General features: G+C 57.7%; 15 protein-coding genes and 2 tRNA genes. 10 read left to right on the forward strand and 7 right to left on the reverse strand.

From position 1 onward, the window contains the following. Window positions 1-326 precede the first annotated feature (326 nt). Entirely contained in the window at window positions 327-1076 is a 750-nt protein-coding gene (locus tag LOH53_RS10025; RefSeq protein ID WP_230067605.1) for a hypothetical protein, read from the forward strand. Here LOH53_RS10025 and LOH53_RS10030 read toward each other — a convergent pair. Next, the gene (locus LOH53_RS10030; RefSeq protein WP_230067606.1) at window positions 1060-1455 is read right to left on the reverse strand and encodes a MarR family winged helix-turn-helix transcriptional regulator; all 396 of its coding nucleotides are present in this window, start codon (window positions 1453-1455) and stop codon (window positions 1060-1062) included. The genes LOH53_RS10025 and LOH53_RS10030 overlap by 17 nt on opposite strands. A 73-nt stretch (window positions 1456-1528) precedes the next feature. Then, complete coding sequence (locus tag LOH53_RS10035; RefSeq protein ID WP_230067607.1) at window positions 1529-2686, reverse strand: CE1758 family FMN-dependent luciferase-like monooxygenase; 1158 nt, start codon at window positions 2684-2686, stop codon at window positions 1529-1531. A 222-nt stretch (window positions 2687-2908) separates the two neighbouring features. On the opposite strand from LOH53_RS10035, the gene LOH53_RS10040 reads away from it, so the two are divergent. After that, a complete protein-coding gene (locus tag LOH53_RS10040; protein WP_230067775.1) occupies window positions 2909-4372 on the forward strand; it encodes an MFS transporter in 1464 nt (487 codons plus the stop codon). Window positions 4373-4404: 32 nt separating this feature from the next. Here LOH53_RS10040 and LOH53_RS10045 read toward each other — a convergent pair whose 3' ends face one another. From LOH53_RS10045 to LOH53_RS10055, 3 genes are all read right to left on the reverse strand, one after another. After that, window positions 4405-7674 (reverse strand): efflux RND transporter permease subunit, encoded by a 3270-nt coding sequence (locus LOH53_RS10045; RefSeq protein WP_230067608.1) that lies wholly within the window; start codon window positions 7672-7674, stop codon window positions 4405-4407. A gap of 54 nt (window positions 7675-7728) precedes the next feature. Next, window positions 7729-9228 carry a malate:quinone oxidoreductase gene (locus tag LOH53_RS10050; RefSeq protein WP_230067609.1) on the reverse strand — a complete coding sequence of 500 codons (1500 nt, stop codon included), beginning with the start codon at window positions 9226-9228 and terminating at the stop codon, window positions 7729-7731. A 96-nt stretch (window positions 9229-9324) separates the two neighbouring features. Beyond that, entirely contained in the window at window positions 9325-11001 is a 1677-nt protein-coding gene (locus LOH53_RS10055; protein ID WP_326832764.1) for an ABC transporter substrate-binding protein, read from the reverse strand. 198 nt (window positions 11002-11199) lie between these two features. On the opposite strand from LOH53_RS10055, the gene LOH53_RS10060 reads away from it, so the two are divergent. Next, window positions 11200-11281: transfer RNA gene (locus LOH53_RS10060), tRNA-Leu, on the forward strand. Window positions 11282-11314: 33 nt separating this feature from the next. On the opposite strand, the gene bcp is transcribed toward LOH53_RS10060, so the two are convergent. Together bcp and LOH53_RS10070 are read right to left on the reverse strand one after the other, a co-directional pair. After that, complete coding sequence (gene bcp / locus LOH53_RS10065) at window positions 11315-11785, reverse strand: thioredoxin-dependent thiol peroxidase (RefSeq protein WP_230067610.1); 471 nt, start codon at window positions 11783-11785, stop codon at window positions 11315-11317. Window positions 11786-12032: 247 nt separating this feature from the next. Further along, window positions 12033-12108 (reverse strand) — tRNA-Lys (locus tag LOH53_RS10070). Window positions 12109-12480: 372 nt separating this feature from the next. Between LOH53_RS10070 and ilvD the strand changes: the two genes are divergently transcribed. The 7 genes from ilvD (at window position 12481) to LOH53_RS10105 (ending at window position 22441) form a co-directional block, all read left to right on the forward strand. Next, entirely contained in the window at window positions 12481-14217 is a 1737-nt protein-coding gene (gene ilvD, locus LOH53_RS10075) for a dihydroxy-acid dehydratase (protein ID WP_230067611.1), read from the forward strand. A gap of 478 nt (window positions 14218-14695) precedes the next feature. Next, a complete protein-coding gene (locus tag LOH53_RS10080; RefSeq protein WP_230067612.1) occupies window positions 14696-16585 on the forward strand; it encodes an acetolactate synthase large subunit in 1890 nt (629 codons plus the stop codon). A 3-nt stretch (window positions 16586-16588) separates the two neighbouring features. Continuing rightward, on the forward strand, window positions 16589-17101 hold the full coding sequence (ilvN, locus tag LOH53_RS10085) for an acetolactate synthase small subunit (RefSeq protein WP_230067613.1): 513 nt from the start codon (window positions 16589-16591) through the stop codon (window positions 17099-17101). A 140-nt stretch (window positions 17102-17241) separates the two neighbouring features. Next, window positions 17242-18267: a ketol-acid reductoisomerase gene (ilvC, locus tag LOH53_RS10090; protein ID WP_230067614.1), complete on the forward strand. Its 1026-nt coding sequence runs from the start codon at window positions 17242-17244 to the stop codon at window positions 18265-18267. A 297-nt stretch (window positions 18268-18564) separates the two neighbouring features. Next, a complete protein-coding gene (gene serA / locus LOH53_RS10095; RefSeq protein WP_230067615.1) occupies window positions 18565-20160 on the forward strand; it encodes a phosphoglycerate dehydrogenase in 1596 nt (531 codons plus the stop codon). Between the two features lie 236 nt (window positions 20161-20396). Continuing rightward, entirely contained in the window at window positions 20397-21971 is a 1575-nt protein-coding gene (gene metG, locus LOH53_RS10100) for a methionine--tRNA ligase (protein ID WP_230067616.1), read from the forward strand. Window positions 21972-22099: 128 nt separating this feature from the next. Continuing rightward, window positions 22100-22441, forward strand: a complete 342-nt coding sequence (locus tag LOH53_RS10105) for a hypothetical protein (RefSeq protein WP_230067617.1) — start codon at window positions 22100-22102, stop codon at window positions 22439-22441. Window positions 22442-22449: the final 8 nt, after the last annotated feature.

Consider the following 22449-nt stretch of genomic DNA (forward strand, 5'->3'; position numbering starts at 1 on the left):
GCCACAACAGTTACCACCACGCCACCCCACGCACACCCAAAACACTCTAAACACCCAAAAAGCCCCAAATACAGGCCAACAAGAGGGTATTTCCTGCAAATTTTCACCCATCCTGAGTAATTCAACCGGACCGGCCGTCAGGTTCGAATGCTGGCGGAATATGTTTGGTGCAGCGAGCCGTATCGGCTGTTGGCAGCTAGCTGCTCAACGACTCGTTAGCATGGGCAGCAATGCAAGTAGTCAGTGCTAGTAGCTTGGAAGCTCCAATGTTCGCTCCAACCGATCGTCCTTCGCGACCTGGTCCATACCGGGGAGCCAGCTTATTGATGGCAGGGGCTGTTGCGCTCTCACTGGCAAGTTGCGGTGTATCGCTCGGAGTACCTGAGTCGAGCAGTTCCCCATCCCAGTTGCAGACATCTGGAAGTGCCACTTCACAGTCCAGTGCGGGGGAGGCCGCCGGTGCATCGAGCTCGTGGGCGTCAGCATCTCCGGGCGAATCGACGTCCCAAGCTACGGCGGCCCAGTGGAAAACATATACGGATCCCGCGAAGACACTCAGCTTTGAACTTCCCTCGGAATGGACTACTCAAGTGGCATCGGCTGCCGGGAGTTCGTCTTTTGCTGTAGAGGTCAAGGATGCCGCCGGAATGAAGATGGCAACCCTTCAGACGAAGGGCAATGGTCTAGGCGGCGCCTGCGGACCAGACACCATGCGTCCGTACACCGTCCTTGCCAGCATTCCATTGAAGATTCCTGAGTACACGAAGGACCCCAATGCCCTTGAACCCCGTTTTGTCTACAGACTGATTCAAGGGGCCAACCATTTCTATGCTTCTTACGGTATTGCAGACCACCCTGCCGGCGCCGACGGAATGGCGTGTTTGGTTTACAACGCAGTAACCACTGACAAACTCGGCATCATCATGTTTGGTGATGTACCTCAATTTACGAGCGCACTTGAAGGTACGGCAGGAACTCGAGCCTTCACAACCATCGCGGAAGCACAGGCCTACATGAACACCGGCGAGTTCCAGAACATTGAAAGGATGATCACTTCCCTCAAGCTCCTGGGTTAGAACTTCGCCCTGCCACAGCGTCGCGCAACTTACCGGTGAGCTCCAACAGCGTCTGCATTTCAACATCACTGAGGCCCTCCTCCATGATGTTCATGATGTTTTGGACGTGAGCTCGGCCCACCTCTTTTTGCAGCTGAGCACCCGCCTCTGTGAGGCCGATCAGGACACCCCGACGGTCTCCCTCCGGTGTCTTACGCTGGATAAGTCCGCGCTCCTCCAGTCTGTCCACGAGACGGGAAATGCTTGGCTGGGTCAAAAGGACGTTGTCGTTAAGTTCATTCAAGCGCAGCCATCCGTTGGGACAGCGTGAGAGATTAAACAAGACGTCATACTCCCGTCCTACCTTCTTGAACATGGGTTCCTTGTGGAGCTCGCGCATGACTGCTACCTGTGATCTCAGCAATGATTCCCAAGATTCCGTAGCCAGCCGGCGGTGCGACGCCGCGGACACCTTAGTTCACTTCCTTAGCGAACGGTGTGGGAATAGAACCTTCGAGATCAAGGGAGTCGGCAACATCGGCGTGGACCGCCTCGGCAGCCAGCTTGGCTGCCTTCCGCGCCGCAAACGTGGGGGCGTCGGGTATGTTGGCGGGGCGGTTAGCAGCGAATTCTTTGCGAAGGGTAGGCAAAACGTCCGAGCCAAAGAGATCCAGTTGTTCCAAGACAGTCTTCAACGGTAGCCCAGCGTGGTCTACGAGGAACAATTGCCGCTGGTAGTCGCCAAAATAGTCACGGAACGAAAGAGTCTTTTCAATTAGTTCCGCTGGGCTGCCTACCGTCAGGGGAGTTTGAGACGTGAAGTCCTCCATGGAAGGTCCGTGACCATAGACGGGGGCATTGTCAAAGTAGGGCCGGAATTCATTGACGGCGGCCTGCGAATTTTTGCGGATAAAGAACTGACCGCCCAAGCCCACTACGGCCTGCTCTGCGGTGCCATGCCCATAATGGGCGTAGCGCTCACGGTAAAGCCCGATCAATTGCTGGTAGTGCTCCTTCGGCCAAAAAATATTGTTGGCAAAGAAGCCGTCGCCATAGTACGCGGCGATCTCTGCAACCTGAGGCGTGCGGATTGCGCCATGCCAGACAAAGGGGGCAACGCCGTCGAGCGGCCTGGGTGTTGATGTAAAGCCCCGCAAAGGTGTCCGGAATTTTCCGTCCCAGTTCACTACCTCCTCGTCCCAGAGGCGGCGCAGCAACGCATAGTTTTCAACGGTGAGTTCCACCGCGTCCTGATTGCTTTTGCCAAACCACGGGTAGACAGCTCCCATGTTGCCGCGGCCCAGCACGATGTCAGCGCGTCCGTCAGAAAGGTGCTGGAGCGTCGCGAAGTCCTCTGCGATCTTCACCGGATCGTTAGTGGTGATTAACGTGGTGGACGTGGAGAGAATGATGCTCCTCGTCTGCGCGGCAATGTACGCCAGAATAGTTGTGGGGGAGCTCGGATAGAACGGCGGATTGTGGTGTTCGCCAGTGGCAAAGACATCCATGCCGATGTCCTCGGCATGCTTGGCTATCGTGGTGATAGCTTTCAGCCGTTCGTGCTCAGTGGGAGTGCGGCCCGTTGTCGGGTCCATTGTCACATCCCCTACACTGAAAATTCCGAACTGCATGGTACGAACCTCTTCTTCCAGACTTGCCAATTTACATGCGTTTGCATCTAATATAGCGCCGAATGCGTCTAAAGACCAAAATGTTCCCGGCGTTGCTCCTTTGGCGAACAGGAATCCAATGCACCGTCGGCGATGGCTGCCCCGAAAGTTACTCTCCGGTACTAGGATTCAATAAGTGTTTTGTAATCCTCGTCACATGACCGGATGGTAGGAGCGGGCTTGATGCAAAATAGCCGTATTTCCATGGCACGCCAAACAGGACCCACGGCGGCCGCGATCGTTGGTTTTTTGGTCCTCGTGGAACTCACCAGTGGCATTCTGCAGGGCTACTACACCCCGTTGTTGACGGACATAGCCCGGTTCCTTGGCATTCACGACGCCGACGTCAACTGGTTCGAAGCCGCACAGTTGATGGTCAGCGCACTCGTGGTCCCCGTGCTGGCCAAAATGGGCGACATGATTGGCCATCGGAAAGTTCTACTCATTTCCATGGCACTGACGGCTGCTGCCTCCTGGGGCGTCGCGTTCGCACCCAACTTTTGGCTCTTCATCATTGCCTGGGCTCTGCAGGGATTTTATGTCGTCTGGCTGCCATTGGAAATCGCATTAATTTACAGCCGCTCACACAGCAGGCCCGACGGCGCCGCGCTGACCCGAAAATCGGCTGGCATCTTGGTAGGTGCTCTCGAATTTGGCGTGATCGTTGGGGCCCTAGCCGGTGGATTTATCGGGGGCGCGCTTGCCGGCAAACTGTGGCTGACGCTTATGATCCCAGCCATCGCCGTGACCCTCTGCTTCTTCGTAATCTTGTTCGGTGTTCCTGAATCCGCAAACCGGACCGGTGGCCGCATTGACACCGTTGGCCTGTCCATCATGACCCTGTCTCTACTGCTCATCACTGCCGGGTTGACGTTGATGCGCATCAATGGACCCGGCACATGGTGGGCTTGGGCCGCGGTTGCACTAGGCCTTGGCGCACTGGTTCCGTTTACGCGTCACGAATTAGGACACAAAGATCCATTGATCGACATCCGGCTCCTGCGCCAGCCCAGCATGTGGCCCGTTCAACTGACAGCGTTCCTATTTGGCGTTTCAGTCCTGGGTGCGCAGGCCCCACTGTCCACGTTCGCCCGCACGAACCCGCTCGAGGTCGGTTATGGGCTGGGGGCTAGCTCCGGATTGGTATCGATCCTGATCGGCGTCTATGTGCTCGGTTTGCTCGTGGGGGCGCTGATGTTCCCCGTCGTCACGAAATGGACGACGCCGAGGATCACCTTGATGGGCGCAGCTTTCCTTGTCGCTGTGGGTTACTTGCTCTTCCTACCATTCCACGATTCCATAGGCCAAGTGCTGGCTAATATGGCGGTGGCTGGTATCGGCAGTGGAGCGCTCGTGGCGGCGCTACCTTCAGCCGCGGCTGCAGCGGCACCCCTGACCCAGACAGGAATGGCCACAGGATTGACCAACGCCACCAAAACCATAGGCGGCGCATTTGCCTCCTGCGTCTTTGGCATCGCGTTGGCCGGCCAGGCCCTTGGATCCCTTACCGCTGGTTCACAGAACACTGCCGCGCCACTGGCCGGCTACCTCCTCGTGTGGACTATATGCGGCGTAACAGCATTGGTGGCGGCCGTGGCACTCTACTTCGTTCCAAAGCTCGCGTTTGGGGCAACACTGCCACACTAGTGATCACGTTCTAGAAGTGGCGTAAGGGCTGCTCAGTCAGTCGCTGCGCGTCGGCCGCGGATCTTCGGAATGGCGCCCGTAGTCCAGTCCTGAAATTCAGGTTTGGAATCCGAAGTGTGGGGGTTTGCCTCCGAATCGGAGCTGGAGCCAGAATCAGTGCCAGTGCTATCCGGCGCGGTTGGCTTGTGGACCACTTTGAGTGCCTTCATCAAATCATGTCGTTCCTTACGCCCCTCTACAAGGCGGTACAAAACGGGGACCAGAATAAGAGTCAATAGCGTGGAGGAAATCAACCCACCTACGACGACCACGGCCAGCGGTTGCGAAATGAATCCGCCACCACCCGTGACGCCCAGGGCCATGGGGGTCAGCGCAAAGATTGTAGCCAGCGCGGTCATAAGGATGGGACGAAGACGCTGGCGGGCACCATGCTCGATCGCATCGGCAACGTTCATAGCGGGCCGGTCACCTGAGGGACGCCTGTATTGGTTGATGAGGTCAATGAGGACGATGGCATTGGTCACCACAATCCCCACCAGCATCAGCATGCCGATCAGCGACGGAAGTCCCAAAGGAATGCCAGTAACCAGCAGCAGTGCAATGGCTCCTGTTGCGGCGAATGGAATGGAAACCAAGAGGATCAGCGGTTGGATCAGCGACTTGAACGCAGCCACCATGATGACATAAACAATTGCAATGGCGGCTAGCATCGCCAGTCCCAACTGCTGGAAAGACTCTGCCTGTTGTGTGGCAGCGCCGCCGAGGCTGGCAATGACGCCGGCGGGCAGTGTGGTTTCATCCAAACGTTTCTGGACATCCGCACTGAGCGAGCCCAGCGCATTCTCTTGAGGTGTCAGTGATACCGTCGCGGTGCGCTGCCCGTTGGAAGAAGTGAGCGTTAGCGGAGTATCCACCTGCTTGACAGTCGCCACCGAGGTTAGCGGAACCATCCCGGATGGTGTCGGGATCTGAGCCTCAGCCAAAGCGGCCACTGAATCAAAAGTGGTCCCAGCACCGACCAACACTTTGTAGTCTGTGGTGTCGATCCGCACAGTTCCTGCGGGGATGGGACTGACGGTAGCTGCGAGCATTCCAGTGATCTGCGATTCATCCAGCCCAGCGGCCACTGCCTTGGCCCTGTCGACGCTGACCTGCACGACAGGCTGAGCGGAGGAGAGGTTGCTATTCACGGACTGTGCGCCGGGGAGACCTGTCATAGCTTTGACCAGGAGATCGGAGGCCTGCTGGAGTTCGGCACCCGTGCTTGCCTTGACGGTGATATCCACGGTGCTGGAAGTGCCAAAGCCGCCGCCAGAAGCACCAAGCGAAATGTTTCCTGCATCCTTGATGGTTGCAATTTCTGTTCGCACAGTGTCTTGGAGTTTGACCTGATCAGCATCTGGATTGGTGATGACCTGGAAAGTAGCTTTTGATGCTCCGGAAGCTAACAATGCGGAGAAACCACTGGAACTGTTGCCGATGGTGACCTGTACATCCCGGACACCGTCAATGGCTGAGAGTTTAGTCTCCACCTTTTTGGCGGCCGCGTTGGTCACATCCAGGCTGGTACCCGGAGGCATGGACTGATTGACGCTCAGACTGTTTTGTCCGGTGTTACCAAGTAGGTTCGTGGGCAGAAGGGGTGTCATGGCCAGTGTGGCGCCCAAAACAATAACACCGGCTAGCAGCGTATAAAACGGATGTTTTTGGGTTTTGGCCAATATGGGAAGGTAGCCGCGTTGCAGCCAGGATTTGCGTTCCTTTTCTTCCACAACGCGTAGGAGAGCCTGCCCACTTAGGACAGCGCCGCCGTCGTCCGTGTGGACCGTCTGCTTGAGGAACCAGTAGGCCAGCACAGGTACGATCGTCAGCGAAACTAGGAGGGAAGCCACTAATGCAAACGTCACCGTCAGGGCAAACGGTCGGAACAGTTCGCCGGCAAGGCTCCCCACAAAGGCGATGGGCAAGAATACGGCCACCGTGGTCAAGGTAGACGCCGTCACAGCTCCGGCTACCTCCCGGACTGCGGAGAGAATGGCCGCTTTCTTATCTTCGCCGTAGCCCATGTGCCGCTTGATGTTCTCAATGACCACAATGGAATCGTCCACCACCCGCCCAATGGCTATGGTCAACGCACCCAAGGTCAAGATGTTCAGCGAATACCCGGTGGCCCACAGTCCAATGAAAGTCACGAGGAGTGACAACGGGATGGAGATGGCAGTCACCAGAGTAGACCGGAGCGAGAGTAGGAAAATCAGGATCACCACGACGGCGAAGCCCAGTCCCAGCAGACCCTCCACCGTGAGATCGTGAATGGACTTTTCAATGAAGGGTGCCTGGTCCAAGACGGTCGTGAACTTGGTGTTATGGCCTAGTGAGGCTTCGATTTGGGGCAGCTGGGCGTTGATCTCTTTGGAGAGAGAAACCGTGTCCGCCGCAGGCTTTTTGGTGACCGATAAGGCAAGAGTGGCGACACCGTTAGTTCGCGTGATTGACGTGGTGGGATCGTCAGCGAGTGCCACGCTGGCCACGGAAGCGATGGTGGGTGCAGGGCCCTTGTTGCTTCCGGCCAGTGGCAGGGCGGACACGCTTTCTAGCGAATCCACGGGGCTGCCAGCCTGGATGGAAAGGGTCAGCCCATCATTGCTCAGCGTTCCCACAGGGATAAGCGAACCGTTGTTTTTCAAAGCAGAAGTGATAGATCCAGTGTTGACGCCCGCGGCCGCCATTTTCGCTGGATCCGGCATAATCGCGATGTGCTGGGAATTGGCACCAGTCACGTCAGCGCTGCGTACGCCGTCGATCTTCATCAGTTTCGGCACTGCCAAGCGCTGCAAATCAGTGTTCAGCGCGGCCAGATCTTGGTCGGAAGAGACGGCAAGGAAGACAATCGGAAAGTCGGCGATACTTCCAGCAATGGGCTGAGGTTGGACTCCTGAGGGCAGCTGGGCGCTGACATTGGAGATGGCACGGTCAATCTGATTCCGTGCACGGTCCAGATTGGTGCCGTACGTGAAGGCGAGATTGATGGTGGAGATACCGCTGCGCGAGGTTGAGGTGCTTGACTCTAGACCTTCAACGGCATTGAGCGCTGCTTCCAAGGGTGCGCTGACCTGTTTGTCGACCACCTCAGGAGATGCCCCCGGCATGGCGGAAACCACGGTGATTTGGGGAAACTCAATGGATGGGATGAGCTCCTGCTTGAGGGAACCGAGCGTAATCACGCCGAACACCACCGCGAAGATGGTGATGAGCGCAATCAGTGCCCGGTTTGCCAAGGACAGTTTTGCCAAACGAAACATGTATCCACTTCCATTGTGTCGTGCCGGTTCCGCTTAGCAGTTCGTCATGGAACTCTAGGCTTTGCCCGACTCCAAGAGCAGTGACTTTGCTGTGGAGGCGAGCGTCTGGTCAAACAAGTCTGCATTGTCATTGAGCGTGGTGCCATAGGTTGGCATCATCTCGCGTAATGAATCCTGCCATTCCAACTTGAACTTGCGAGGGAAGCATCGCTGCAGGAGTTCAAGCATGATCGGGACAGCGGTGGACGCTCCCGGGGAGGCGCCCAGCAAAGCGGAAATGGTGCCATCTGAAGAGGTGATGACCTCGGTGCCAAACTGCAGAACCCCACCCTTCTTGGCGTCCTTCTTGATGATCTGGACACGCTGGCCGGCTGTAATGAGCTCCCAGTCCTTGCCATCGCCTTCCGGGAAGTACTCGTGAAGTGCATCAAGTTTGCCAGCATGGGATTTGGTGACCTCGCTGACCAAATACTTCACCAAGTCCAGGTTGTCCTTGCCCACGGCCAGCATGGGGATGATATTGCCGGGACGAATCGATGCTGGCAGGTCCAGATAGCTGCCATTTTTTAGGTACTTGGTGGAGAAGCCGCCGTAGGGGCCGAAGAGTAGGGAGCGTTTGCCATCCACGTATCGGGTGTCCAGGTGGGGAACTGACATGGGCGGGGCGCCCACTGACGCCTGGCCGTACACCTTGGCGCTGTGCTTTTTTGCAATGGACTCGTCGGTGCAGCGGAAGAATTGGCCGGAGACGGGGAAACCGCCAAAGCCCTTCCCTTCGGGAATGCCGGAGAGCTGGAGGAGATGGAGAGCGCCACCGCCGCCGCCGATAAAAACAAACTTTGCCTTGATTCGCCCATGCTCACCGGAGGAGGGATGCCGGGTGAGAACATCCCACTGTCCATCGCTGGTGCGCGAGACATTAGTTACATGGGTGCCGTAGTTGATCTCAACATTTTGGCGCCCCATGTAGCCGAGGAGTTCGCGAGTCAGCGCACCGAAATCAACGTCGGTGCCTTCGGCAGCGCGGGTGGCGGTGACCATCTGCTGGGGATCGCGGCCCTTCATTACCAAAGGAGTCCAGGCGGCGATCTGTGCCGGGTCTTCGGTGTACTTCATGGATGAGAACAGCGGATTGGCGGAGAGCGCCTTGTGTCGGGCTTTGAGGAAAGTGCGGTGCTCTTGGCCAATGACGAAGCTCATGTGCGGCACAGTGTTGATGAAGCCTTTGGGGGAGCCGATTAGCTCGTTGTCCACCAAGTGGGCCCAAAATTGGCGGGAGAGCTGGAACTGCTCGTTGATCGCCAGGGCCTTCGTCGGATTGACGACGCCGTCCTTGCCCATGGGTGAGTAGTTCAACTCACAGAGGGCGGAGTGCCCGGTGCCGGCATTATTCCAGGGGCTGGATGATTCCAGGCCCGGCTGATCGAGCTGTTCAAACAGCACGATCTTCAAGTCTGGTTCGAGTTGCCTGAGCATGGTGCCCAGCGTGGCGCTCATGATGCCGCCTCCGATGAGGACAACGTCAGCGTCTTTGGTGGTGGAAATGAAGGTCACGGTCAACTCCGGGTAGAGGCTCTTTCCTAGCGGTAGAAGCGTATCGCGGCGGACACTGGAAGCTTAAATCAGCGTCGTCCCTTTTCTGCGGTAATCCTAGCTTTTGGGAGTCAGTTTGACGGAGTTGAAGACCTCATTGAGCACCGGGCTGAGCGGGTAGTTTGCCACTCTGTCGGAGAGAGCCACCGCGGAAATGGGGAACACAATGGGGATCGCTGGGACGGTCGTGGCAATTTGTTTGTTGATGGAGTCATAGGCAGCATTGCGGTCAGGCCCGTTGGGCATGCTGCGGGCCCGCGTGATCTTGGACACCAGCTGTGGGTCTGCCAGTCCCAGTTCGGCATTGGGGGAACCGAACAGGCGCCCCACAAAATTGTCCGGATCTGAATAACTGCCGTTCCAGCCCATCAGGCTCAATGCATGGTCCCCGGGGCTTGTGACGGCTTTAACGTATCCGGCGTTCCACGGGATCGGGACCGGCTTAATGTTCAGCCCAATCGCTGTCAATTCCTTGCCGATCTGCGCATAGACCTGTTCAGGCGTGGGCAAATACGTTCGGGAGACATTGGTGGGGTAATAGAACTTGATCTCTTCACCCTTGTAGCTGGACTGCGCTAAAAGGGCTTTTGCCTTGACGGGATCGTAGGAAATGCCTGGCACGGCATTGTTGAAACCGCTGAGCTTTGGCGGGATGAACTGTGCCGTGGTGGCCGTACCCGCAATGAAAAACGTGCTTGCCAGCGATGATTTGTCGATCGCGGCGGCGATTGCCTCTCGAACTTTCAAATCTGCCATGAGGGGATTTGCTTGGTTTATTCCCACATACATCACTGAGAACGGATCCCGTTGGAGAACTTGTTTGCCGGCTTTGATCAGCTTGTCAAAGTTGCTGGGCGTGACCGGGTCAAAACCGTCAAGGGTACCGTCTTCCAGGGCTGCCAGACGTGTTTCAGGTTGTTCATAAGTCATGAATTTCAGTGTGGTGATCTGGCCTTTTTCCCCCCAATATGTGGGGTTTGCGGTCATAGTCACTACGCCGTCCTTGGACGATATGAAGCTGAACGGTCCGGTCCCGACAGGGTGAAGTGCGTACGTGGAGACTTTGTTGGAGCCCATGGTGGCGTTGAGGACGTTTGCGTTGCCTTTCTCCAGGGCGGTGGGGGAGGAGATGGCAAAGGCTGGCATGGTCATTGCCTGCAGGAAACCGGTCAGGCGCACTTTCAAGCCCACGGTGACCTGCAGGGGACCGTCTACGGTGCAGTTCTCGTAAAGGGAGTTGGCGCTGTTATCTGAGAATTCCCGGAATACCTGCTTGAACATAGAGAGGGATCCGTCGCCGCGCGTCGCATCCGGAAGTGTGTACCAGCGATTGAAATTGGCGCACACAGCGGCAGCATCGAAGGCTGTGCCATCTTGGAAAGTGACGCCCTTGCGCAGTGTGAATTGGTATTTTAGGCCGTCGTCTAGTTCTTTCCAGTCGGTGGCCAAACTGGCCTTCGGGGCGCCGGTTACGGGGTCGATGGTTACCAGGCCCTCGAGCACTTGCCGGGTGACGCGGTAAGATTCGGTGTCTGAAACGAGAGCTGGGTCCAAACCCGAAGGATCGGCACCCGTCCCAAAAGTGAAGGTCACGGGGGCGGCAGTGGCCGTCGTCGTTCCCGTCAGCGTGGGATCTGGAGTGGCAGTGCAGCCGGCCGCGGCAAACAGTACGACGGCGGCCGAGGCCATGGCTTTGAGTATCGCCCTGCGTCTGTGGCCGGCCTGGGTTGGCACGTTTTGGTTCTCCTTGCGGCGGTGGGACTCCATCAGCCACTCATCATAGTGGCAGTTTCTTGGCAATGCCCGCACGGTCATTGTCACCGGACATTGTGCCCATGTCAGGTTCCCCGCTTAGCTTTGTGAACATCTTGGCGTTCTAGTCGGGTAGTATGGTTGACGTCCTAACGGACTTGGTGGCCTCAGGGCCACCGCGCGCGAGTGGTGGAATTGGTAGACACGCAGGTTTTAGGTACCTGTGCCTTCGGGCGTAGGGGTTCAAGTCCCCTCTTGCGCACACAAATGAATGACTTCCGGCATTGCCGAGAAGTTAGTCAATCTCTAGATCGCGGCGAAGCTTGGCCACGTGCCCGGTGGCACGGACGTTGTATTGAGCCAGCGTAACCAAGCCGTCGCCGTCGACCACGATCGTGGAGCGGATCAGGCCTTCGTAGGTCTTGCCGTAATTTTTCTTCTCACCCCACGCTGCATATGCTTCGGCGACGGCGTGGTCCTCGTCCGCGAGAAGTGGGAACGTCAGTCCTTCCTGCTGTGCGAATTTCTTCAGCTTGGCCACTGGATCGGGGGAAATACCCACAACCTGGTAGCCGGCGCCAGCCAATGACGCCAGACTGTCGCGGAAGTCGCAGGCCTGCTTGGTGCACCCGGGAGTGGACGCGGCAGGGTAAAAATAGACCACAGTTTTTTCCGAGGCGAAGTCCGCCAACGAAGTGGTGCCGCCAGTGGCGTTAGGCAGAGTGAATGCGGGGGCGGTGTCTCCGGGGACAAGGCGTTCGGTCATGGGATGCTCCTTGAGGATGGTGTGCCGCAAACGTCGAATGGAAAACTCGAATGGAAAAGGTGCAAGGCGCGGGGGCCTAGGACAGGAAAGCTCGGGGCAGGACAGAAAGATTCTTCGATTCATGTCAGCGTAGAACATTTCAGGGCAGAACATTTTTAGCCTAGGACAGCTCGGTCACTTAGTTCTATTTGGGCAATAAAAAATCCGCTCCAACACTGGAAATTACCAGTGCTGAAACGGACTTTCTTGGTGCACCCCTCGGGACTTGAACCCGAAACCCATTGATTAAGAGTCAATTGCTCTGCCAATTGAGCTAGAGGTGCATCTTGAGGCTGCTATGGATCACTCCGGCTTGTGTCCGATGTGTTCCCCGCAACGACATGAAACTATACTGGTTTTTTTGATGAGTGTGAAATCGAAAGGTTGGGGTGAGGCGCAGATCACCCTTATGGGCTCATAGATCCTTGAATTCTAGGGTTTTTATCCGGTGTCATGGTCCGGGTGGGCGGGCAGACGAGAGGGCGGGCACCAGCGCTAGCGCGCAGACGGTGGTTCCCAGCGCCAGCGCGCAGAAAATCCTCGGGACAGGCATTATGGCCGGGAGCAGGCGGGCCGCGTGCAGGGGCATCAGTACGAAAGTGTCCACTCTGTTGACATTGCTGGCCCACTTGAGCGCACAGTCATAGACTTCGGTCATGAGCGCCGAGACGAATTCTGAAGATGTTGTCCGCACTGCCGACGGGCGCCCGGATATCAAACCACGCAGCCGTGTTGTAACAGATGGTATTCATGCTGCGCCGTCTCGGGGCATGTTCCGTGCTCTTGGAATGGGTGACGATGACTTCTCCAAACCTCAAATCGGTATTGCTAGCTCGTGGAATGAAATCACTCCCTGCAACCTTTCCCTCAACAGGCTCGCTCAGGGGTCCAAAGAGGGCGTCTTTACGGCCGGGGGTTATCCCATGCAGTTCGGTACTATCTCCGTCTCAGACGGCATATCCATGGGTCATGAAGGCATGCATTTCTCCCTGGTCTCTCGTGAGGTCATTGCCGACTCCGTGGAGACGGTGATGATGGCCGAACGCTTGGACGGCTCAGTGTTGTTGGCCGGCTGTGATAAATCATTGCCAGGAATGCTCATGGCGGCCGCGCGGCTGAACCTAGCGAGTGTGTTCTTGTATGCCGGATCCATCATGCCCGGATTCGCCCAAATGGAGGATGGCAGCGAAAAGGAAGTCACGCTCATCGATGCTTTTGAAGCTGTCGGTGCCTGTGCTGCGGGAAAAATGAGTCTGAAGGATCTCGACGCTATTGAGCGGGCGATTTGCCCCGGAGAAGGCGCGTGCGGCGGGATGTACACGGCTAATACCATGGCGTGCATCGGCGAGGCCCTGGGCATGTCACTACCCGGTTCTGCCGCCCCGCCAAGTGCTGACCGCCGTCGTGACATGTATGCCCACAAATCCGGTGAGGCAGTGGTCAACCTCCTCCGCTTGGGCATCCGGGCCCGGGACATCATGACGAAGAAGGCCTTTGAGAACGCGATCGCCGTCACGATGGCCTTTGGGGGATCGACGAATTCTGTCCTGCATCTTCTGGCGATCGCCCGGGAGGCCCAGGTTGACTTGAAGCTGGAAGACTTTAACCGAATCGGAGACAAAATCCCGCATCTCGGGGACCTGAAGCCGATTGGTCGCTACGTCATGTTTGATGTGGATAAGATCGGCGGGGTGCCAGTCATTATGAAGGCGCTGCTGGACGCCGGGCTCCTGCATGGCGACTGCCTGACCGTCACCGGCAAGACTGTCGCCGAGAACCTCGCCGAGATCAATCCGCCGGACCCGGATGGAAAGGTGTTGCGCGCACTTGATAACCCCCTCCACAAGACCGGCGGCATCACCATCCTCCATGGTTCCATGGCGCCGGACGGGGCCGTCGTGAAGAGCGCCGGATTCGACCTTGACGTCTTCGAGGGCACGGCCAAGGTATTTGAGCGTGAGCAAGGCGCCCTCAATGCTCTCGACAAGGGGGAAATCCATGCCGGAGACGTCGTCGTCATTCGCTACGAAGGTCCCAAGGGAGGCCCGGGAATGCGCGAGATGCTAGCCATTACCGGTGCCATTAAGGGGGCGGGCCTCGGCAAGGACGTCTTGTTGCTCACGGACGGGCGCTTCTCCGGCGGCACCACTGGATTGTGCATCGGCCACGTCGCCCCTGAAGCCGTCGACGCCGGACCCATCGCCTTCGTGCATGATGGTGACAGAATCCGTGTGGACATTGCGGCGCGCAGCTTTGATCTCTTAGTGGACGACGCCGAACTGGAGTCCCGCAGGATTGGCTGGGAACCGCTTGCCCCCAAGTTCACCTCCGGGGTCCTGGCTAAGTACGCAAAGCTGGTCAATAGCGCCTCTACGGGAGCATACTGCGGTTAGTGCAGGCACTTTTTGGTATGAACGGCGTGCGAACGTGGTTCATACTGGGATTATCTTCGGCTTCTGGTTCCAGCCGTCAAATGCTAGACGTTGACGGTTTGATCTGGGTGGCTAGAAGAGCTTTATTGGACGGCTACATGCACATGACCACAGTGTGGACCATGCATCCACATTGTGAGATGAACGATGTGGTTGTTTGACACCCCTCACAGCAAAAGGAAAGACTACACACATGCACATATTGCTCGTAGTCGTCATTAGCTAGCGCGTGACGCGAAAAGGCCACACCCCAGGCCTAAGACTCTAATAACCAATAAGAGAACCTCGCAGCACGTGCATACCCCTCGATAAGAGCCTGATGGCCGAGGGGTATTTCTGTTTCCACCACCAGCGGCAACTCGTACAAACAGCGTGAACGACCCAATGATCGCCAGCAAAGAGAACTACCCAAAGCATGAGTTCCCCAAAGGAAGAACCGATGAGTAAAGGATCGCCCGCCAGCCCTGCGCTGTTGGCAACCAAGTCCCACGGACACAGTGGCCACGTCGGAAGCAGCTCTGGCGTTCTTAGCCATACCGCAGCCACCTCCGCAGTCATGGGTCCCAACAATGTCGTGGCGCCCGTGCAAATGTCCGGTTCCGAGGCACTCGTACGCTCGCTTGAAGAGCTTGGCGTCAAAGATATTTTCGGGCTGCCAGGTGGTGCCATCCTTCCGACCTACGACCCCTTGATGGCGTCATCGCTGAACCATGTGCTGGTTCGCCACGAACAAGGCGCCGGCCACGCAGCCCAAGGCTATGCAATGGTCACCGGCGAGGTGGGTGTATGCATCGTAACCTCGGGCCCAGGAGCTACCAACCTGGTCACCCCCATCATGGACGCCCACATGGATTCAGTTCCTCTGGTTGCCATCACAGGCCAGGTTTCCAGTGGTGTCATTGGTACGGATGCCTTCCAAGAGGCGGACATTGTTGGCATTACGATGCCTGTCACAAAGCATTCCTATCTAGTCACCAACGCCCAAGATATTCCGCGCGTGCTAGCAGAGGCCTTTCATTTGGCTTCCACTGGCCGTCCAGGCCCGGTTCTGGTGGATGTTGCCAAAGACGCCCAGCAGGCCCAGATGACTTTCTCCTGGCCTCCCACGATCGAGCTTCCCGGCTACCGGCCAGTGGTCCGAGGTCATTCAAAGCAGCTACGGGAAGCGGCGCGGCTCATCCGTGAAGCCAAGAAGCCCGTTTTGTACGTTGGCGGCGGTGTGATCAAGGCCAATGCGTCAACGGAACTCTTGGCACTGGCCGAACTGACGGGCATCCCGGTAGCCACTACGCTCATGGCTCGCGGAGCCTTCCCCGACTCACACCAGCTCCATGTTGGTATGCCCGGGATGCATGGCTCCGTCTCTGCCGTCACTGCCTTGCAGCAGTCTGATCTACTCATCACGCTGGGAGCGCGCTTTGACGACCGCGTCACCGGGGTTCTCAAGAGCTTTGCGCCCTATGCCAAGGTGATTCATGCCGACATTGACCCCGCAGAAATTTCTAAGAATCGCACGGCGGACGTGCCGATTGTCGGCTCACTGAAGGAAATAATTCCGGACCTCAACGCGGCTGTGACCGCTGAGTTTGAGCAGCACGGCACACCGGATATCAGTGACTGGTGGGCGTTTCTGTCGAATCTGCGTGACACTTACCCTCTGGGCTGGACTGAGCCTGAGGACGGGTTGATGTCACCGCAGCGGGTCATCTCCCGGATTGGCGCGCTGACCGGCCCCGAAGCCGTCTATGCGGCAGGCGTTGGTCAGCACCAGATGTGGGCAGCACAGTTCGTCAAGTACGAGCGGCCCCGTTCCTGGCTGAACTCAGGAGGTGCAGGCACCATGGGATACGCGGTTCCGGCGGCCATGGGTGCCAAAGTGGGAAGTCCGGATCGCGTGGTTTGGGCGATCGACGGCGACGGCTGCTTCCAGATGACCAATCAAGAATTGGCCACCTGCAGGATCAACAACATCCCCATCAAGGTTGCCATCATCAATAACTCTTCACTGGGCATGGTCCGCCAGTGGCAGACGCTGTTCTACAACAGCAGGTACTCCAACACTGACTTGAATACCGGCCACGACACCATTCATGTCCCCGACTTCGTCAAGCTTGCAGATGCCTACGGCTGTGCGGGGCTGCGGTGCGAACGTGTTGAAGACCTCGACGCGACCATTGAGGCCGCTCTTGCTATCAACGACCGCCCCGTTGTGATCGATTTTGTGGTCAGCCCAGATTCAATGGTGTGGCCCATGGTGCCGTCCGGCGTCAGCAACGACCAAATTCAAGTGGCCCGCAACCTGACGCCCGTCTGGGAAGAAGAGGACTAAGAGATGACTCGACACACTCTTTCCGTTCTAGTGGAAGACAAACCAGGTGTTCTGACCCGTGTGGCCAGCATGTTTGCCCGCCGCGCCTTCAACATCAACTCACTAGCCGTGGGCCCAACCGAGATCAACGGGGTGTCCCGGATGACTGTTGTGGTCGATGCGGACGGCGAGCTGATTGAACAAGTTACCAAGCAACTGAATAAACTAGTCAATGTCATTAAGATTGTTGAACTGGTATCAGAGAACTCCGTGCAAAGGGACCACATCCTGGTCAAGGTACGCGCGGATGCCGCCACGAGACTGCAGGTCACCCAAGCCGCAGATCTCTTCCGCGCCTCGATCATCGACGTGTCCACAGACTCGCTGATCATTGAAGCCACAGGCCACCCGGACAAGCTGGCTGCTTTGCTGAACGTGCTGGAGCCTTTCGGCATTCGAGAAATCGTTCAGTCGGGCACCCTCGCCATTGGCCGAGGATCGCGCTCAATGAGTGACAGGGCGCTTCGCGCGTCCTAGCTTCGCAAACACTCGGGGGCTCCGCGCCCACCAGACGTCGGGAGCGGCAACGGAAAAGTAATCCTTAGTGCACTAGCCGCCCGCGGCACACATCGTTTTGAAAACAAGCTCTACACATCAATTATTCAAGGAGTTTCACAGTGACCGACATGTTCTACGACGACGACGCAGACCTCTCCATCATCCAGGGTCGCAAGGTTGCCGTCATTGGCTACGGCAGCCAGGGCCACGCACATGCACTGAGCCTGCGGGATTCCGGCGTCGACGTCCGCGTTGGCCTCAAGGAAGGCTCCAAGTCCCGGGCCAAGGCAGAGGCGGAGGGCCTTCGCGTCCTCAGCGTCGCCGAGGCAACTAAGGAAGCTGACCTGATCATGATCCTCACACCGGATCAGGTTCAGCGCTTTGTCTATGCAGAGGAGATTGCCCCGAACCTCAAGGCCGGCGACGCACTCTTCTTTGGTCACGGCTTCAATATCCGCTATGGCTACATCAAGGCGCCGGCCGACGTCGACGTCGCTCTCGTTGCACCCAAGGGGCCGGGGCACATTGTGCGTCGCGAATTTGAAGCAGGCCGCGGAGTACCAGACCTGATCGCCGTCGAGCAGAACCCCAGCGGAAAGGCCCGCGAGCTGGCACTGTCTTACGCCAAGGGCATTGGTGGCACCCGCGCCGGCGTCATCGAGACCACGTTCACCGAAGAGACTGAAACGGACCTCTTTGGCGAGCAGGCAGTCCTTTGCGGCGGAGCCTCGCAGTTGGTCCAGTACGGTTTTGAGACCTTGACCGAAGCTGGTTACAAGCCCGAGGTCGCTTACTTTGAAGTACTGCACGAGCTCAAGCTCATTGTGGACCTGATGGTCGAAGGCGGTATTGCCAAGCAGCGCTGGAGCGTTTCTGACACGGCAGAGTACGGCGACTACGTCTCCGGTCCTCGCGTGATCACCCCCCAGGTGAAGGAAAACATGAAGGCAGTCCTCGCGGACATCCAAAGTGGTGCCTTCGCAAAGCGCTTCATCGAGGACCAGGACAACGGCGGCGTGGAATTCGCAGCACTCCGTAAGAAGGGCGAAGACCACCCGATCGAGGCCACCGGCCGCGAACTGCGCAAGCTCTTCTCGTGGATCAAGAGCGACGACGACTACACCGAAGGTTCAGTCGCACGCTAGTCCCCAGACCCTCCCAAAAGTTAGCTCGCTAGCGAGCCAGCTTTTGGGTCCCTCGGGGCTGTGGGCCCAGTGCTTCCAGTTCCTCGGGCGCGTGGGCCCAGTGCTTCCAGTTCCTCGGGCGCGTGGGCCCAACATTCGTGTGACGCAGCTCGCTTGCGTCGCCAGCGTGCCGGATTGTTACGGCGAGGAAGCCGGGCTCCCATAAACTGGAGTCCGGCTTTTTTGTTGGACACGCTACTTAAAAACCATTCACCAAAATCCCCACCAGAACATATACGGAAGCTAAAGAGGTCACAGGTGAGCGCCACCAAGCCAGTAGTACTCCTCGCAGAGGAACTTTCACCCGCAACGATTGAGGCGCTAGGCCCCGATTTTGAAATTCGCCACACGGACGGAGCCGACAGGTCCGCTCTTCTTGCAGCCATTGTTGACGTTGATGCGATCTTGATTCGCTCTGCCACTCAAGTTGACGCTGAAGCGATTGCGGCCGCAAAGAACTTGAAAGTGATTGCCCGTGCCGGTGTGGGGCTCGATAACGTAGATATCAAGGCCGCAACCCAGGCCGGGGTCATGGTGGTCAACGCGCCGACGTCGAACATTGTCTCTGCCGCGGAACTGACGATCGGGCACATCCTCTCTCTGGCCCGCCATATTCCGGCGGCGAGTACCGCGCTCAAGCACGGTGAGTGGAAGCGCTCCAAGTACACCGGTACGGAACTGCTGGAAAAGAAGCTGGGCATCATCGGCTTGGGGCGCATTGGGGCGCTCATCACTGAACGTGCCAAGGCCTTTGGTATGGAGATCATCGCCTACGATCCCTATGTCACCTCCGCCCGGGCTGCGAGCCTCGGTGTGAAGCTATTGAGCTTGGACGAGCTCTTGGAGCAATCCGACTTCGTCACAATTCATATGCCGAGAACGCCGGAAACTCTGGGCATGATCAGCACGGAAGCCTTCGCGAAAATGAAGAAGAGTGCTTACGTTATCAATGTTGCCCGTGGCGGTTTGGTGGACGAAGCAGCGCTGAACGTTGCCCTGCGCAACGGAGAAATTGCAGGGGCTGGCATCGACGTTTTCGTGAAGGAACCTGCCACGGATGTGGCCTTCCTGGAACTGGACAACGTCGTTGCAACCCCCCACCTGGGTGCGTCGACCGGAGAGGCACAGGAAAAAGCGGGTGTTTCTGTAGCGAAGTCAGTCCGCCTGGCCTTGGCGGGCGAGTTGGTCCCGGACGCCGTGAATGTAGCTGGTGGCGTGATCGCCCCGGATGTCCGTCCAGGTATTCCTCTGATTGAAAAGCTAGGCCGGATCTTTACCGCTCTCACCCATGCTTCTGTGACACAGATCGACGTTGAGGTGGCCGGTGAAATAGCTGCGCTGGATGTCAAGGCCCTAGAACTATCCGCACTCAAGGGGGTCTTCAAGGATATTGTTTCCGAGCAGGTCTCGTACGTCAATGCCCCCATCTTGGCTGAGCAACGCGGCATCGTCACCCGACTGATCACGACGGCCGACAGCGCCGACTACCGTAATGTGTTGACCATCCGTGGCGCGCTCTCTGATGATTCCCAGATCTCTGTTTCGGGCACCCTGACCGGTCCCAAGCAGATCCAAAAGATTGTGGACGTCAACGGGTACGAGCTGGAGATCCCTATGAGCGATCACTTGCTGGTCATCTCTTACGCGGACCGTCCCGGCGTTGTTGGAACTCTGGGGCGTCTACTCGGAGAGAACGACGTGAACATTGCCGGCATGCAGGTCGCCCGTAATAGTGAGGGTGGTCAGGCACTGGCGTTGATCACCGTGGACAGCTCTGTTCCGCAGAGTGTGCTGGAGGCCATCAAGGAAGAAATTGGGGCTACGATGGCCCGCGAGGTCGATCTAGAGGACTAAGCCTGCCGAAAGCCGAAGTTGTGATTCCGGGAGCGGGGATCGCGACTTCGGTGTTTAACGACTAAGGTGAGTGCCGCCGTCGAACGTTACTCTGTGGTGGATGGGCTGCCGGAGCGGGGATGGATTTCCAGGGTCGCCCGCGACCCCAGAAACCTTACTGCCCGCGAGGGAGTTCATCCACCGCACATGCAGGGTCACGAATCTACGTTTCCCGTAATTCACGGTAAATTCATAGGGTGACATCAACTGACTCGGCCAAGACGCCTTACTACATCACCACTGCCATCACCTACCCGAACGGCGTTCCGCACATCGGACACGCCTACGAATACATCGCCACCGACGCCATGGCACGCTTCAAGCGCCTGGACGGCTTTGACGTGATGTTCCTGACAGGCACCGATGAGCACGGCATGAAAATCGCACAGACGGCCGAGAAAGAGGGCATCACTCCCACCGAACTCGTCGACCGCAACGCGGCCGTCTACAAGGAAGCCCACGCGGTCCTTGGCATCAGTTACGATCGCTTCATCCGCACCACGGATGCCGACCACTGCGCTGCATCTCAGGCCATCTGGAGAAAGATGGAAGAGGCCGGAGACATCTACCTTGGCAAGTATGAGGGCTGGTACTCGGTGCGCGACGAGGCCTACTACGGCGAAGATGAGACGGAACTTCGTGAAGACGGCAATCGCTACTCCAAGGTCACGGAAACTGTACTGACGTGGACTGAAGAGGAAAGTTACTTCTTCCGCCTCTCCAATTACCAGGACAAACTGCTGGCACTTTACGACGCCGAGCCCGACTTTGGTGCCCCACGCACGCGCTTCAACGAGGTCATTAGCTTCGTCAAGGGTGGTCTGGAGGACCTCTCCATCTCCCGCACCACGTTTGACTGGGGAGTCCCGGTGCCGGGCGACGACAAACACGTCATGTACGTGTGGGTGGACGCGTTGACCAACTACCTCACCGGTGTTGGCTACCCGGATACGGATTCGGAGTCCTTCCGGAAGTTCTGGCCTGCTGACGTCCACGTGATCGGTAAGGACATTTCCCGCTTCCACGCCGTTTACTGGCCAGCGTTCCTGATGTCCGCGGGAATCGAGCTTCCCAAACGTGTCATGATCCACGGTTTCTTGCACAACAACGGCGTGAAGATGTCCAAGTCCTTGGGCAATGTGGTGGCTCCCGCCGACTGGGTGGGGCAGTACGGTTTGGACCAAGTGCGCTTCTTCTTGCTGCGCGAGGTCCCGTTTGGTGCTGACGGTTCCTACAACCATGACGCCGTGGTGGGACGCATGAATTCCGACTTGGCTAACAACCTGGGTAACCTGGCGCAGCGCTCGTTATCGATGGTGGCAAAGAACTGCAACGCCACTGTGCCAGTACCCGGTCCACTCACGGCTGCCGACGAGGAAATGCTGGCTGCTGCCGGGGCACTTCTTCCGCACGCTCGGGACTGTTACCAGGTACAGGATTTCCATGGTTCTCTGGAACGGATCTGGCATGTCTTGGGAGACACCAACGCCTACTTCGCCGAACAAGCGCCGTGGGTGCTGCGCAAGACCGACGTCCCGCGCATGGAAACAGTGCTCTATGTGACCCTCGAGGTCCTGCGCATCGTCTCGATTCTGATCCAGCCGGTCATGCCGGATGCCGCCGCGAAGCTGCTGACGGTCCTGGGCCAGGGTGAGAGCTCTGACGAATCAGTGCGTCAATTCGCCGCGATTGGCACTCCGCTGGTCCCCGGCACGGTTCTGCCAGCTCCGACACCTATTTTCCCCAAGTACGAGGAGCCCGCAGAGGCATAGTCCCGCACAAACCAAGAGTGGATTTTGGGTGAGCGTCCCCGGCACGGCGAAGTTCGACTGGGTAACGGTGACTTCTCCAACAGCTTCTCAAATGGCTTCTGTAGTGCCGGGGCCTCTGATGCGCCGGTATGGATACTGCTGCTACGCTGGCCCGCATGGATAACGTTGGCGGAGTGAGTCAACATCAACGGTTGCGCAAGATGGTGGGGCTAGCAGTGCCCATTACGGCAGTGCTGGCCGTCGCGACCGGGATCATGATTGCGTTGCTCGCGGATTCGTCCGCAAGCTATGGCTGGTTCGCCTACGCACCGTTGTCCAACGAAGTTTTTACCGGCGACGGACTGATCTATATGGGCCCTTCCTCTAAGGTGGCCATAACCGTCACGGTAGGGGGACTGCTCCTACTCGCATTCTGGTCCGGATACCGCACGGCTCTGCGGCGTGGACCCGTATCCAGGAACGACGCTTAGCGAACTGG

Source organism: Arthrobacter cryoconiti, assembly GCF_020905375.1.
GTDB classification, from domain to species: Bacteria; Actinomycetota; Actinomycetes; order Actinomycetales; family Micrococcaceae; genus Specibacter; species Specibacter cryoconiti.

Coding starts and splice junctions, on each gene's coding strand:
- LOH53_RS10025 (WP_230067605.1), top strand. CDS start 327: ATGGCAGGGGCTGTTGCGCTCTCACTGGCAAGTTGCGGTGTATCGCTC.
- LOH53_RS10030 (WP_230067606.1), bottom strand. CDS start 1,455: ATGCGCGAGCTCCACAAGGAACCCATGTTCAAGAAGGTAGGACGGGAG.
- LOH53_RS10035 (WP_230067607.1), bottom strand. CDS start 2,686: ATGCAGTTCGGAATTTTCAGTGTAGGGGATGTGACAATGGACCCGACA.
- LOH53_RS10040 (WP_230067775.1), top strand. CDS start 2,909: ATGCAAAATAGCCGTATTTCCATGGCACGCCAAACAGGACCCACGGCG.
- LOH53_RS10045 (WP_230067608.1), bottom strand. CDS start 7,674: ATGTTTCGTTTGGCAAAACTGTCCTTGGCAAACCGGGCACTGATTGCG.
- bcp (WP_230067610.1), bottom strand. CDS start 11,785: ATGACCGAACGCCTTGTCCCCGGAGACACCGCCCCCGCATTCACTCTG.
- ilvD (WP_230067611.1), top strand. CDS start 12,481: ATGAGCGCCGAGACGAATTCTGAAGATGTTGTCCGCACTGCCGACGGG.
- LOH53_RS10080 (WP_230067612.1), top strand. CDS start 14,696: ATGAGTAAAGGATCGCCCGCCAGCCCTGCGCTGTTGGCAACCAAGTCC.
- ilvN (WP_230067613.1), top strand. CDS start 16,589: ATGACTCGACACACTCTTTCCGTTCTAGTGGAAGACAAACCAGGTGTT.
- LOH53_RS10105 (WP_230067617.1), top strand. CDS start 22,100: ATGGATACTGCTGCTACGCTGGCCCGCATGGATAACGTTGGCGGAGTG.